Source organism: Microbispora sp. NPDC088329 (assembly GCF_040685655.1).
Lineage (GTDB): Bacteria > Actinomycetota > Actinomycetes > Streptosporangiales > Streptosporangiaceae > Microbispora.
The window spans coordinates 167,090-180,114 of the sequence record NZ_JBFBIP010000010.1 but is presented as its reverse complement, the minus strand read 5'-3'; the positions used below and the strand labels follow the sequence as shown (position 1 = coordinate 180,114).

The window sequence follows — 13,025 nt, the reverse complement described above, 5'->3', positions numbered from 1 at the left end:
ACTCCCCCAAGGGTTGGGCGGATGATCGGGCTGGCGGTGATCAGTACCGGTCGTGCGCGGGCCCGATGGTGGCCTCGCGGGTCGCGATGTCGAAGACGCACCCGGCGGGCAGCAGGTGCAGCCGGACGCCGAACAGGGTGATCGGGTCTTCGTCCCCGGCGGCGTGGATGACCGTGGCGTTCCGCCCGTCGGCCACCGTGGCCACGCCGGCGCCGAGCACCTCGAAGCGGGTGCCGTCGACCAGGATCCCGGTGTTCTCGCCGATGCCGACGCCCAGGTACTCCAGGTCGAGCGCCATGGCGCTGAGCAGCCGGGGGAGCCGTCCGCGCTCGCTGAAGTGCATGTCGATGATGAGCGCCCTCGGGAGCAGGCCGAGCCCCGGGCCGGTGCGGACCGTGGCGGCGGACACGCCGGGGCCCTCGCCGCCGAGGATCATCGTGCGGCCCATGGCGGTGGCGCCGGCACTGGTCCCGGCAATGACCGCGCCGCCCGCGCGCAGCCGCTCGCGCAGGATCTCGTTGGCCCGCGAGCCGACCAGGGCGCGCAGCCGCGACTGGTCGCCGCCGGAGAAGAACACGCCCGTGGCGTCGTCGAGGAGCTTGGCCGCGTTGTCGCCGTCGGCGTCGGAGCGCCCGCGCAGCCGCAGTTCCCTGGTCTGGTCCACGCCGAGCTTGCGGAACACCCGCTCGTAGTCGGCGTGCACCTCCTCGGGCGCCCCGGTGGCCGTAGTGACCAGCACGATCCGGGCCGCCTCGCCGCCAGACAGCTCCACGAACCGCTCGAGCAGGCCGGAACCGCAGCACTCGGCGCCCCCGATGATAAGCAGGCGGCCCGGATCACCAGGCTCACGCCCTTCGTCCGCGTCCATGCGCCCCTCCTCGACCAGTTGTTACCCTTAGGCGTCGGATATCATCCGAGATGAACTAGTTCGCCCCGTATAGTCCGGTTTTGGAGCGCGGGTGCTCGCGTTACTCGGAGCGCCGGGGCGCCACACATGTGCCAGCCGCGCCCCAGGGCCCGGAGCGCTGCCCGGACAGCCCCTCGGGCGGCTACAGCGCACCCTGCCCGGACCATCGCCAACCCCCCAGCCTCCATACGCGCCCCGGTTGACTGTTGCGGCACTTCTACGCGGTCCGGAAGCGCGCCGGGCTGGAGACGTACCGATTTCACGACATCCGACAGACCGCCGTCTCGTTCCTCCTCGATCGCGTGCCGCCGCACGTGGTTTGCGAGATCGTCGGACACAGCGCCGACTCGGGGCGTTTGGGCTGTTCACGGGTGGCGGTCAGGCCAACCCATACGCTCAGGCAACCGGCGACACAGCCCAGACCGGAAGCCGTCAGGTCTTCGCAGAGATCCTGCCGCTGGGAACCCTCGCCGTCCATCGTCTCCCGATATATCAATCTGGAATCGTATATACGAGTAAGGCGGTGCCCATGACCAAGACCCTGATCGACCTCGACGACGAGGCCCTGGCCGAGGCCGCGAAGCTGCTCGGCACTTCTTCCAAGAAAGACACGGTCAACGCCGCTCTACGAGAGATCGTCGATCGACGCAGGCGTGCAGCCGCCATAGCTCGTATGCGCGAGATGGTGGCTGAGGGAGAGATCGATCTCTCGGCCATCGAGAAGGGTGATGGCACACCACAGGCTGTGGCGTGACAGAGCTCTATCTCATCGATACCAGCGCCCTGGTCCGCTTCTACCGTGGTCAGGCGGGTGCGGAATGGGATCACACGGTTTCCGCCGGGCTTGTCGGCATCTGCGAGCCGATCAGACAGGAGTACTTCAGAGCAGTCGGCGGCCGGCCTTTTACGAAGCCGACAGCCTGCTCCGGGAGACTTTTCCGTACTACTTCATCCCCGAATCGGCTTGGGACGAGACAAGTCGGCTGCAATGCGAACTCGCTGACAGGGGATGGCACCAGTGTGCCTCTCCCGTCGATCTCCTCATGGCGGTAACGGCTCGCCATCACAAGCTCACCGTCTTGCATGCAGACGCCGATTTTGACGCCATCGCCCGCCTGACCGGGCAACCGGTGCGCTGGATCAGCTGACGGAACCGGCAGTAGGACACCCGGGTCCGCTCCACGGATCACCTCAACACCACGGCCACATCGTGGTCCTGGAAAATGAAAAGAATGACGTCGTAATAGGTCGAGGGCTCGTCCGCCCCCTCAATAGGAGTCGCCAGCGACTTCCGAGCGACCTGGGAATCCTGCCAGATCAACGTGAACGGCGTCCGCGCCCCGAACCCCCCGCACAGGCAGTCGTCCAGCGCGTCGAGGTTGCAGCCGAAGTAACCACCCGGCCCGTTGATCGCCTCTCCGATCGCAAGGTAGAAGCCGGCCTTGTCGGTGACGTGCGATCCATCGAGATCACAGGTCCGCCCCGGGGCACGGTCGGGCCGCCTGAGCTCCCGCTGGTCGCGGCGGACGATGGTCAGCCACTCATCTCTGGCCGCCCCCTCGTATTCGGCCCACAGATTGAGCCGGTCGGGCCTGGCCACCAGCCAGCACTCCCAGACATCGCGCGCACCGGCAAGCGGGCTGTCCACACCCCAGACGGCGATCAGGTCCATCCGCAGAGGATCGAGAGCCGATGGCCGCCAGTCGACGATCTCACTCAGCCAGAAGTCCACCAACGGTTCTCCGGCCGCGTCGAGCATCCTTAGCCATTCCAGGCTTAACGGGTTCCGCTGGCGATAACGCTTGGACCCGGTCAGGTAGTCGCGCATCCGCTGGGACGGAAGGCACCCCAGAAGTTCGATCGTCACGTACTCGTCCTCGTCGGTCGCCTCGACGAAGAGCCCTTCGGCGTCAAGACACTGCCCGAGGATCCGATCGTCCTCGTCGATCAGAAGAAACTTCGGCCGGAGAGATTCCACAGGCATCACACTGTCCCAGCTGTCGAGCGACGACGCCATGCCTGGAAAATTGAAAAAACGCCCCGGAGCGTGGTCGCTCGGGGCGTTTGGGCTGTTCAAAGGTGGTGGTCAGGGGCAGGGTCGAACTGCCGACCTTCCGCTTTTCAGGCGGACGCTCGTACCAACTGAGCTACCTGACCTCGGCGGCTGCCGCCGTACGCGGTCCTGACGGGACTTGAACCCGCGACCTCCACCTTGACAGGGTGGCGAGCACTCCAAACTGCTCTACAGGACCTTTATGTCCGGGGGAGCTTTCGCTTCCCCGTGTTGTTCGGCTCGCCTAGCTTACCAGCTTCCGGGAGGTCTTCGACCTTCCGTCATCCGGTGCGCTCGACGCGCTCCACGTGCCCCCAACGGGATTCGAACCCGTGCCGCCGCCTTGAAAGGGCGGTGTCCTAGGCCGCTAGACGATGGGGGCTCAAGGCTTTCGCCCTGTTCCGTGACGCCTTCCGTCGGAGACCTCTGAAGCATAGGGGACGTTTGCCCCTGATGCCAAAGCGACCGGCGACGGCGAGCCGCTGCCGGTCGCCGTCGGCGACGGCGGGGCCTGCGGCGACCCGGGAAAAATTGTACGGCCAGGGTCCGGCTCGATATGACGCTCACACTGGATCCACTGCTCGCCGAGGCCACCGACGGTGATGTCGTCCCAGGCCTCCAGCCTGTGGCTCTTCTTGCCGAAGTAGAGCACCGAGGCCGTCAGCGGGGTGGGCTCGTCGTGTTCCAGGCCGCGCAGGCCGGCGCCTCCGGTGGATCCCTGGATCATCAGCCGGGTGCCCGAGGGAAGCAGCTCGGTGGACCGCGCGTGGACGTGCCCGCTCAGCACGAGCGGCACATATCCGGACAGGCCCCGGCCCACGGTCGGGTCGTGGACGGCCACGATGTCAGCCGCGATCCTGTCCGGCGCCGAGGTGGAGGCGGACCTGGGCCAGTCACGCGGCGCCAGCTTGGCCGCGCTGGCCCGGCCAAGGTCGAGGAGGCTCTTGCTCTCGTCCCCCGCCGCCTGCACGGACTTGTCCGGGGTGAACCGCGGGTCGCCGATGCCGTAGACGTTCAGCCCCTCGACCGTGGCGGCGGAGCCGTCCAGGACGACCGCGTTCTTCTGCTTCTCGACCGCCCGCTGGGTCGTCATGGAGTCGTGGTTGCCGCGCACGTAGACGTACGGCACCCCGAGCGAGCCGATCTCCTTGACGTACTCGTTCTCGGCCTTGGTCCCGTGGTCGGCGATGTCACCGGTGTCGATGATCATGGCGACCTTGAACTGGTCCTTCAACGACTTGATCACGTTCCAGCCCAGCGGGTTGATGTGCAGGTCGGAGACGTGCAGCACGCGAATGGTGTCCGGGTCGGGGTCGAAGATCGGCAGGTTCGACCCGGCCTCGTACAGCTGGGAGACGTTGGTCACCAGCTTGGCGAGCTGGCCGCGGTATTCGGTGAACTTGGTCACGATCGACTGTGCGCTGCCGACCAGGGACGGCACGCCCGTGAGCAGCCCGGTATACCGGGGCTCGGCGATCGAGCGGGGGTTGAACGTCAGCGCGGAGACGCCGCCGAGGACGACGACCATCGCCAGCGAGCCGGCCGCGGTCCAGGCCGCCCGCGACAGCCGCCGGAAGGCGACCAGGCCGACGAGGAAACCGGTGACGACGGCGAACAGCACCGCGCGCACGGCGAGGCTCCGCAGCCCGGAGACGACGTCGGCCTCGATGGTCGCCGGCAACCGGTCGGCCCACCGGGGATTCTTGAGGATGTCCTCCGCGATCTCCGGATGGACCGCCTCTATCGTCAGGTCGAGCCGCGCCGGGCCGTTGTGGGTGTCGAAGCTGAGCGTCCCCAGAGGCCGTACGTCGATGACGGTCTCCCCGCGCCAGGACGGGGTCAGGGACATCCCGATGTCGGCGGGGCCGACCGGAGTGTCCACCTTGGCGCCGAACGCCATGCCGAGCCATCCGCCGACCACCGCCGCGAGCACGACCGCGAGCACGCGAACGAGCACACGGGCGAACCGGCTGCCGACCGTCCTGTGGGCGAACGCCCTCAACCGCGAATTCTCCATCCCTCCCTGCCTACCCGAAGTCGCGGCCTTTCTGGTTACCAAATCACGGTGTTCCGGTTACCGGCCGCCCGCCTGAGCCTCCAGGCGCGCCCGCATACCGGACAGAATCAGCGCCAAACCGTGCTCGAAGGACGCCTCCGTCTGCGGCCCGCCGGTCTCGGCCATGACGGCGCGCACGTTCGGGTACGGCGCGAGGCTCTCCAGCGCCTCCTGGAACAGGGCCGGGTCGATCGACCCTCTCTCCTGGTCGGCCTGCTCCTCAAGCACGAACCCGCCGAGGAAGCTCGCGAGCGTGCCGAGCCCCCATATGGCGTCCGTAGGGGTGAATCCGGCCCGCAGCAGCGACTCCAGGATGGTCTCGACGGTCTGCAGCGTGGCCGTGCCGGGGTGGGTGCCCGCGGTGAGGCGCGCGGTGTCGCGGTGCGCCTTGAACGCGCGGCGCTGGCCCCGGCACCACTCCGCCAGCCACTCATCCCACGGCTCCCCCTCGGCGAGCGGCCGCAGCGGCTCCTGTACGGAGATCGCCTCGGCCATCTCGTCCAGGAGCTCCTGCTTGTTGCGGAAGTGCCAGTAGAGGGCGGGGGCCTGCACGCCCAGCTCGGTCGCGAGCCTGCGCAAGGTCAGTTTCTCCAGCCCCACCTCGTCGAGGAGCCGGATGGCGGTCCTGACGATCGTGTCGCGTTCGAGTGCCACGGTTGACAGCTTAACGACGTTCAATCCATGCTTAACAGCGTTAAATTTAACTCTGTTAAGGAGATGCCGTGATCCATGCGGAAGGAGTGCGCAAGCGGTTCGGCACGACCGAGGCGCTGCGGGGCGTCGACCTCGACGTACCGGGCGGCTCGGTCTGCGGCCTGCTCGGGCCCAACGGCGCCGGCAAGACGACGATGGTGCGCGTCCTCACGACGCTGCTGCGCCCCGACGGCGGCTCGGCCCGGGTGGCCGGATGCGACGTGGTCAGGGACGCCGAACGGCTCCGCTACCGCATCGGCCTCGCCGGCCAGCACGCGGCGGTCGACGAGCTGCTGACCGGACGCCGCAACCTGGAGCTGTTCGGCCGGCTCTACCACCTGCCCCGCCGTACGGCTCGCAGCCGGGCCGAGGAACTGCTGGAGCGATTCGGCCTGGCCGAGGCGGCCGGCCGGCCGGTGCGGACCTACTCGGGCGGCATGCGCCGCAGGCTCGACCTGGCCGCCAGCCTCATCGTCTCGCCGCCGGTGCTGCTCATGGACGAGCCGACCACCGGCCTCGATCCCCGCAGCCGCCTCGCACTGTGGGACGAGCTGCGCCGGCTCGTCGCCGAGGGGACGACCCTGCTGCTCACCACGCAGTACCTCGACGAGGCCGATCACCTGGCCGACCGGATCGCCGTCATGGACGCCGGGCGGGTGGTCGCGGCCGGGTCTCCGTCCGCGCTCAAGGCGAAAGTGGGCGGCGACCGGGTGAGCGTCACCTTCCGCGAGGCCGCGGACCTGGCTCCCGGCGTCGACGCGGTGCGTGGGGTGCTCCCCGGCGAGCCCGAGATCGACACCACCGAACGGCGGCTCGTCGCGCCCGTCTCGGACGGCGCCGCCTCCCTGGTCAGGGTCGCCGCGGCCCTCGGCGCCGCCGGGATCGGCGTGGAGGACCTGGGGCTGCGCCGGCCGACGCTGGACGAGGTGTTCCTGGCGCTCACGGAAGCGCCGGTCAAAGAGAAGGAGGCGGCGTGATCACCATGATCACTGTGGAACCCCCCGCGACGAGGGCGCAACGGCTGCGCTGGGCCCTGAGCGACACGTTCGTCATCGCGGGGCGCAGCTACTCCCAGCTGCGCGCCCAGCCCGGCCAGATCGCCGCCGAGCTGGTCGCGCCGGTCATCATGACCGTCCTGTTCGGGTACGTCTTCGGCAGCGCGATCAGCCTGCCCGGCGGGGGCGACTACCGGAACTACCTGATGCCGGGCATCTTCATGCAGGTCATGGCACTGTCCGCGGTCGCCGCCGCGACATCGGTCGCCGAGGACATGGCGCGCGGCATCATCGACCGGTTCCGCGCTCAGCCCATCGCGCGCGGGGCCCTGCTGGCCGGGCGGAGCCTCGCGGACCTGTCCAAGGACTGGCTGTCGCTCGCGATGATGGCCGTCTGCGGCCTGCTGATCGCGGGGTGGCGTCCGCGCGGCACCCCTCTGGAGACGCTCACCGGCTTCGCGCTGCTCGCCCTGTTCGGGTACGCGATGATCTGGGTGGGCACGTTCATCGGGCTGTTCGCGAAGAACGGCGCGCAGGCGGACGCCGCGACGTTCGGCTGGCTGTTCCCGATGACCTTCCTGGCCAACGCGTTCGTGCCGTTGGAGGGGCTGCCCGGGTGGCTGCGGGCGATCGCCGACTGGAACCCGATGAGCGCGGTCGTCTCGGCCGCCCGCGAGCTGTTCGGCAACCCCGGCTCGGCCGCCGCCTCCTGGCCGCTCCAGCACCCGGTGACCGCGTCGCTGTGCTGGTCGTTGCTCATCATCGCGGTGTTCGCGCCGCTCGCCGTACGGCGCTACCGCACCGCCGCCTCGCGATGACACGATGAGACGGTGATCGACGTCCCGCTGAAGAGGTTCGAGGAGCTCGTGGCCGAGGCGCTCGACACGATCCCTCCGGATCTGGCAAAGGTCATGAACAACGTCGTGGTCGTGGTGGTGGACGACCCGCCCGAGCCCGGCCTGCTGGGGCTCTACACGGGCATTCCGCTCACCGAGCGGGGCGACTGGTATTCGGGGGTTCTCCCCGACCGGATCGAGATCTACCGGAACCCGACGCTCGAGATCTGCGAGACCGAGGACGCCGTCGTCGAGGAGGTTCGCATCACCGTTGTGCATGAGATCGCCCATCACTTCGGCATCGACGACGACCGGCTGCACGAGCTCGGCTGGTAGGGCCGTTCTCGCCCGCCGGGTGTCGCTTCGCGTTCGCGGCCCGCGAAAGCGGACCGTCAGCGGGTTGCAAAAATCGCAGCCGACGGGCACTGTAAGTGACATGTTGACCACGCTGTGTCAGATCCAGCCGTCGAGGCGGACACCGGGGGCATCGTGCGGCGTCGGGCTGCGGAGCGACCTCTGCTGAGTGAGACGGCGGACACCAAGCCCGGCAGGCTGTCCGGCCGGCACCGCCGTTCCCCCGAGGTGCGGACCACCTATCGCGAGGTGGTCGCGGTCCCCGAGTTCCGGGCCCTGTGGCTCGGACAGGGCATGTCGCTGCTCGGCGACCAGCTCGCCCAGGTGGCGCTCGCGGTGCTGGTCTACAGCCGGACCGCGTCGCCGCTGGCGACGGCCGCCGTCTACGCGCTGACCTACCTGCCGCCCATCCTCGGCGGGCCGCTGCTGGCCGGGCTGGCCGACCGATACCCGCGCAGGCGGGTCATGCTCTGGTGCGACGCGCTGCGCGCTCTGATGCTGGCCGCGATGGCCCTGCCCGTCACCCCGTTCCCGGTGCTGTGCGCGCTGGTCTTCTTCGTGGTCCTGCTCGGCGCGCCGTTCTCGGCCGCCCGCGCGGCGCTGCTGCCCGAGGTGCTCGAGGGCGACCGGTACGTCGTGGGGTCGGCCCTGCAGAACGTGACCAACCAGGCCGTGCAGATGCTGGGGTTCGCCGCCGGGGGTGCGGCGATCGCGGCGCTCGGGCCCTATCGGGCGCTGGCGCTGGATTGCGCGACGTTCCTCGGATCGGCCCTGGTGATCGTCGCGGGGGTGCGGCACCGTCCGGCGCCGCTGCGGGAGGACGGCGAGCGGCCGTCCATGTGGCGGATGACGCTGTCCGGCGCGCGTCTGGTGTTCGGCGAACGGCGGCTGCGCACGCTCGTCCTGTTCGCCTGGCTGTGCGGGTTCTACGTGATCCCCGAAGGCATCGCGGTGCCGTACGCCGCGGCGCTCGCCGACGGGAGGCTTCCCGTCCCGGTGATCACGGGCCTGCTGATGGCGGCGATGCCGACGGGAACGGTCATCGGCGCGTTCTTCTTCGGGCGGTTCGTCACCCCGTCGGGGCGGCTGCGCGGCATGGGCTGGCTGGCCATGCTCACCTGCGCGCCGCTCGTGCTCTGCGTGATCCGGCCTCCGCTGGAGGGCGTGCTCGCCCTGTGGGTGTTGTCCGGCGTCGGCGGGGCCTACCAGCTCGCGGCCAACGCGGCCTTCGTCCAGTGCGTGCCCGCGTCGGGACGGGCCGCGGCGTTCGGGCTGGTGCAGTCGGGCCTGCTGGCCGCCCAGGGCGTCGGCATCCTCGTCGGAGGCGCAGCCGCCCAGCGGCTCGGTCCAGAGGCCGTCGTGACGCTGGCGGGCGTGGCCGGGCTGTGCGCCGCGGCTGTGCTCGCCATGCTCTGGACCGAGTCGCGCAAGGAGATCATCGCCAAGGTCCGGGCCGCCGCTACCTGAGTCAGGCCTGCGGACCCTGGTTCTGCGAGTCGCCGGTGGAGGACCGGCCGTACGGGTGCTCCTCGTAGCTCGGGGCCTGCGGGGGGTAGGGGGTGCCGGTGGAGCGGCCCTGGTTCCAGCCCTGCTGGACGTTGTCCCACTTGGCCTTGGCGTCCTGCCAGACGTGGCCGTCCTTGTTCTTGTGGATGAGGTCCTGGACGATGGAGGTGTTCTTGCCCTCCTCGGGGAGGAGGAGCCAGGCGACGGCGTAGACGCCGACGCCGAGGCCGCCGAAGAAGCTCGCGACGGCGAGCCCGAGGCGCAGGATGTTGGCGTCGATGCCGGTGTACTCGGAGACGCCCGAGCACACCCCGGCGACGATCCTGCCGTTCCGAGTGCGGTGGAGCTGCTTGACCGAACCGTTGGTGTTCATCTCGTTCATACCTCCACAGTGCCTCTTCGGGGGGTTGGCGCACATCGGGATTCCCCCTGGCCCTACCCCGAGGGAGCCCGGATACCCTGGCGCCATGGACGACCTCCTCGAACTCGACGACCAGCTCGACCCCGAGCACCGCCTGGTCAGGGACTCCGTAAGGGAACTCGTCTCCGGCAAGGTCCTCCCCCATGTCGGCGAGTGGTTCGAGCAGGGTACGTTCCCCGCCCGCGAGCTCGCCCCGGCCCTGGGTTCGCTCGGCCTTCTCGGCATGCACCTTGAGGGGTACGGCTGCGCCGGGCTCGACGCCGTCTCGTACGGCGTGGCCTGCCGGGAGCTCGAGGCGGGCGACTCGGGGCTGCGGTCGTTCGTGTCCGTGCAGGGGTCGCTGGCGATGTTCCCGATCTGGAAGTACGGCTCGGACGAGCAGAAGCAGGAGTGGCTGCCCCGGCTGGCGTCAGGGGAGGCCATCGGCTGCTTCGGCCTGACCGAGCCCGACCACGGGTCCGACCCCGCCGGCATGCGCACCACCGCCAAGCAGGACCCGTCAGGCGACTGGATCCTGAACGGCTCCAAGATGTGGATCACCAACGGCTCGATCGCCGACGTGGCCGTCGTGTGGGCGCGGACCGACGAGGGGATCCGGGGCTTCGTCGTCCCCACCTCGACCCCCGGCTTCTCCGCCGCCGAGATCCACCGCAAGCTGTCGCTGCGAGCCTCGGTCACGGCCTCCCTGTACTTCGACGACGTACGGCTGCCCGCCTCCGCGGTCCTGCCGGGCGTCGCCGGGCTGAAGGGCCCGCTGTCGTGCCTCACAGAGGCGAGGTACGGCATCCTGTGGGGCGTGGTCGGCGCGGGCCGGGCCTGCCTGGAGGCGGCCGTGGACTACGCCACCACGCGGGTGCAGTTCGGCAGGCCGATCGGCGGCTTCCAGCTCACCCAGGAAAAGCTGGCCTGGATGGCGGTCGCGCTCGGTCAGGCCGGGCTCACCGCCCTTCATCTCGGCCGGCTCAAGGACGCCGGGAAGCTGACGCCCACCCAGGTCAGCTTCGGCAAGCTGGCCAACGTCCGGGCCGCGCTCGACATCGCCCGCGAGGCGCGCACGGTGCTCGGGGCCAACGGGGTCACCTTGGAGTATCCGGTCATCCGGCACATGACCAACCTGGAGTCCGTGCTCACGTACGAGGGCACCCAGGAGGTGCATCTGCTGACGCTGGGCAAGGCGCTCACGGGTCTCGACGCCTTCCGCTGACAATCGCCTCGCCGAAGACGCGGTACTCTCTGTACCCTGCATCTTGGGGAGTGTTCTGCGGATCACGCCGCGACGCGGGCGGGTTCTGCGGGGCACGACCAAGGGGTGCTAGCTCAATGGCAGAGCTGCGGACTTTTAATCCGTCGGTTCAGGGTTCGAGTCCCTGGCGCCCCACCTTCGATGAACTGGGCAGACTCCCGAATCGTGATCGTTCGGAAGCCTGCCCGGTTGCATTTCCGGTTGCAGTTGTGCATTCGCCGCTTCACTCGTCCCACAGCGCCCGGTCCAACCGCGCCCGACCGGCCGGCAACGCCGTCCAGGTGAGCCGTGCCTCCTCCAGCCGCCACCGGTGCGTCTCAGCACCGCCAAGGTCGAGGCCGAGGCGAGGTCCCTACGTGACCCGGACGCGAACCCTGCAAGCCGATGAGGCGACCAACGCGTCCTGAGCACCTTTAGATGAATCGTCGGGAGCTTCGAACTAGAACTTGACGCCAGTGAGGTCCTCGGAGACCGACCACAGGCGCTGCTGGACGGCGACGTCGTGGGAGTCGCGGCTGGAGCTGACCAGCCGGGGGTGGCCACGGACCTCGCCGACACCGTCGGGGCCGTAGTACTGCCCGCCGAGGACGGCCGGGTCGGTGGCGGCGCGCAGGGTCGGCAGCGCGCCCATCGCCGGGCTCTGGGTGATCAACGGGGCCAGCCAGGTGAGCGGCAGCCGTAGGAACGCCGGCGAGTTGCGGGCCAGCTCGGTGTTGGACACGCCGGGATGCGCGGCCACCGCGACGGTCGTGTCGTACACCGCGAGCCGGCGCTGCAGTTCGTGGGTGAACATTAGGTTGGCCAGCCTGGACTGGCCGTAGGCGGCGACCCGCCCGTATGAGCGCTCCCACTGAAGGTCGTCGAAGTGGATGCCGGCGCGGATGCGGTGGCCGACGCTGCTGACCGTCACCACCCGCGAACCGGTCACCGGCAGGAGCCGGTCGAGCAGCAGCCCGGTGAGCGCGAAGTGACCGAGATGGTTGGTGCCGAACTGCATCTCGAAGCCGTCGCGGGTGGTCTGCTTCGGGGTGTATATCACACCGGCGTTGTTGATCAGCAGGTCGATCCGCTCGTGGGCGCGCAGCCCGGCCGCCGCGGCACGCACCGACTCCAGCGAGGTCAGGTCCAGCTCCTGGACGGTGACATCGCCGCTGATCCGGGCGGCGGCCCGCCTGCCCTTCTCGACGTCGCGTACGGCCAGCACCACCGATGCGCCGTGCTCGGCCAGCGCCCGGGCCGTCTCGAAGCCCAGGCCGGTGTTGGCTCCGGTCACGATGGCCACCCGCGGCAGCTGGCCGAGGTCCTGAGCCAGTCGCTGGCCGGCCGCGTGGTGCTGTGCGACCTGTTCGGCGCGCAGGGCGGTGTCCTTGAGCACAACGTCTCGGTCGCGGTCGTCCGGCGCCACAAGCGCGCGTCACTCGGCAGCCTCGCGACCATGGTGCACCTCGTCCGGCAGCAGGTGCCGGAGCTGGGTGACGGCGCCCAGACGGTGTGCCTGCAGACCATGATCATGGCCGGGGCGTTGTCGACCTACTGCTCGCCGCCGCCCAGCCTGCTCGCCGCATACCAGGAGGAGCCCGAGCTGGCCCTGCTCCACGTCGACCTGCGCTCCGCCTTGCGACTGGTCGTCATCACCGCGATCATGGGTACGCTGCCACGCTCGGGAGACCCTCGCCGAACCACGCCCGCACCGCCGCGGCCGTGATTCGGGGCGTGCACGTTGAGCATGCCGAAGTGGTCGCCCGCACCTCGACCCGGGCGTGTGGCACCAAACGGGTCATGCCGGTACGGCAGGCGGCCGCGTGTTCGATCGGCGGAACCGGGCTCATCCGCGCCAGGTCACCGGCATGACCTCGGTGTAGCCAGGTACTAACCTCCGTGAGGACGACGTCCGGCCACGCGTACGTCGGCACGCGATGCCTGGCGGAAGCGCGCGCCGGAGACTCGTCTGCTGCGGTTTC

The 13,025-nt window shown here is 69.5% G+C and carries 13 protein-coding genes and 4 tRNA genes; 8 read left to right on the top strand and 9 right to left on the bottom strand.

Features of this window, described 5'->3' with window-relative positions:
• Positions 1–40: 40 nt before the first annotated feature.
• On the bottom strand, positions 41–868 hold the full coding sequence (locus AB0O28_RS20745) for a cyanophycinase (RefSeq protein WP_363642435.1): 828 nt from the start codon (positions 866–868) through the stop codon (positions 41–43).
• 568 nt (positions 869–1,436) lie between these two features.
• On the opposite strand from AB0O28_RS20745, the gene AB0O28_RS20740 reads away from it, so the two are divergent.
• Positions 1,437–1,661 (top strand): type II toxin-antitoxin system VapB family antitoxin, encoded by a 225-nt coding sequence (locus AB0O28_RS20740; RefSeq protein WP_363642433.1) that lies wholly within the window; start codon positions 1,437–1,439, stop codon positions 1,659–1,661.
• 432 nt (positions 1,662–2,093) lie between these two features.
• On the opposite strand, the gene AB0O28_RS20735 is transcribed toward AB0O28_RS20740, so the two are convergent.
• The 6 genes from AB0O28_RS20735 to AB0O28_RS20710 all read right to left on the bottom strand — a co-directional run bounded on the left by AB0O28_RS20735 (position 2,094) and on the right by AB0O28_RS20710 (position 5,670).
• Positions 2,094–2,924: a barstar family protein gene (locus AB0O28_RS20735; RefSeq protein WP_363642431.1), complete on the bottom strand. Its 831-nt coding sequence runs from the start codon at positions 2,922–2,924 to the stop codon at positions 2,094–2,096.
• Between the two features lie 63 nt (positions 2,925–2,987).
• A tRNA-Phe gene (locus AB0O28_RS20730) sits at positions 2,988–3,064 on the bottom strand.
• 20 nt (positions 3,065–3,084) lie between these two features.
• Positions 3,085–3,159, bottom strand: a tRNA-Asp gene (locus tag AB0O28_RS20725).
• A 110-nt stretch (positions 3,160–3,269) separates the two neighbouring features.
• Positions 3,270–3,342, bottom strand: a tRNA-Glu gene (locus tag AB0O28_RS20720).
• Positions 3,343–4,962 (bottom strand): metallophosphoesterase, encoded by a 1,620-nt coding sequence (locus tag AB0O28_RS20715; RefSeq protein ID WP_363642429.1) that lies wholly within the window; start codon positions 4,960–4,962, stop codon positions 3,343–3,345.
• A 72-nt stretch (positions 4,963–5,034) separates the two neighbouring features.
• The gene (locus AB0O28_RS20710; protein ID WP_363642427.1) at positions 5,035–5,670 is read right to left on the bottom strand and encodes a TetR/AcrR family transcriptional regulator C-terminal domain-containing protein; all 636 of its coding nucleotides are present in this window, start codon (positions 5,668–5,670) and stop codon (positions 5,035–5,037) included.
• Between the two features lie 68 nt (positions 5,671–5,738).
• On the opposite strand from AB0O28_RS20710, the gene AB0O28_RS20705 reads away from it, so the two are divergent.
• The 4 genes from AB0O28_RS20705 (at position 5,739) to AB0O28_RS20690 (ending at position 9,361) form a co-directional block, all read left to right on the top strand.
• A complete protein-coding gene (locus tag AB0O28_RS20705) occupies positions 5,739–6,686 on the top strand; it encodes an ATP-binding cassette domain-containing protein (protein ID WP_363642425.1) in 948 nt (315 codons plus the stop codon).
• 5 nt (positions 6,687–6,691) lie between these two features.
• Positions 6,692–7,522 (top strand): ABC transporter permease, encoded by an 831-nt coding sequence (locus AB0O28_RS20700; protein ID WP_363642577.1) that lies wholly within the window; start codon positions 6,692–6,694, stop codon positions 7,520–7,522.
• A 12-nt stretch (positions 7,523–7,534) separates the two neighbouring features.
• Positions 7,535–7,876: a metallopeptidase family protein gene (locus tag AB0O28_RS20695; protein WP_363642423.1), complete on the top strand. Its 342-nt coding sequence runs from the start codon at positions 7,535–7,537 to the stop codon at positions 7,874–7,876.
• Positions 7,877–8,029: 153 nt separating this feature from the next.
• Entirely contained in the window at positions 8,030–9,361 is a 1,332-nt protein-coding gene (locus AB0O28_RS20690) for an MFS transporter (RefSeq protein WP_363642421.1), read from the top strand.
• A 1-nt stretch (position 9,362) separates the two neighbouring features.
• Here the strand turns inward: AB0O28_RS20690 and AB0O28_RS20685 are convergent, their stop codons facing one another.
• Positions 9,363–9,782: a PspC domain-containing protein gene (locus tag AB0O28_RS20685; RefSeq protein ID WP_363642419.1), complete on the bottom strand. Its 420-nt coding sequence runs from the start codon at positions 9,780–9,782 to the stop codon at positions 9,363–9,365.
• Between the two features lie 85 nt (positions 9,783–9,867).
• On the opposite strand from AB0O28_RS20685, the gene AB0O28_RS20680 reads away from it, so the two are divergent.
• Positions 9,868–11,025, top strand: coding sequence for an acyl-CoA dehydrogenase family protein (locus AB0O28_RS20680; protein ID WP_363642417.1), 1,158 nt, complete (start codon positions 9,868–9,870; stop codon positions 11,023–11,025).
• Between the two features lie 102 nt (positions 11,026–11,127).
• Positions 11,128–11,199, top strand: a tRNA-Lys gene (locus AB0O28_RS20675).
• 304 nt (positions 11,200–11,503) lie between these two features.
• Here AB0O28_RS20675 and AB0O28_RS20670 read toward each other — a convergent pair.
• The gene (locus AB0O28_RS20670) at positions 11,504–12,376 is read right to left on the bottom strand and encodes an SDR family NAD(P)-dependent oxidoreductase (RefSeq protein ID WP_363642575.1); all 873 of its coding nucleotides are present in this window, start codon (positions 12,374–12,376) and stop codon (positions 11,504–11,506) included.
• Between AB0O28_RS20670 and AB0O28_RS20665 the strand changes: the two genes are divergently transcribed.
• The gene (locus AB0O28_RS20665) at positions 12,281–12,769 is read left to right on the top strand and encodes a hypothetical protein (protein ID WP_363642415.1); all 489 of its coding nucleotides are present in this window, start codon (positions 12,281–12,283) and stop codon (positions 12,767–12,769) included. The genes AB0O28_RS20670 and AB0O28_RS20665 overlap by 96 nt on opposite strands.
• Positions 12,770–13,025: the final 256 nt, after the last annotated feature.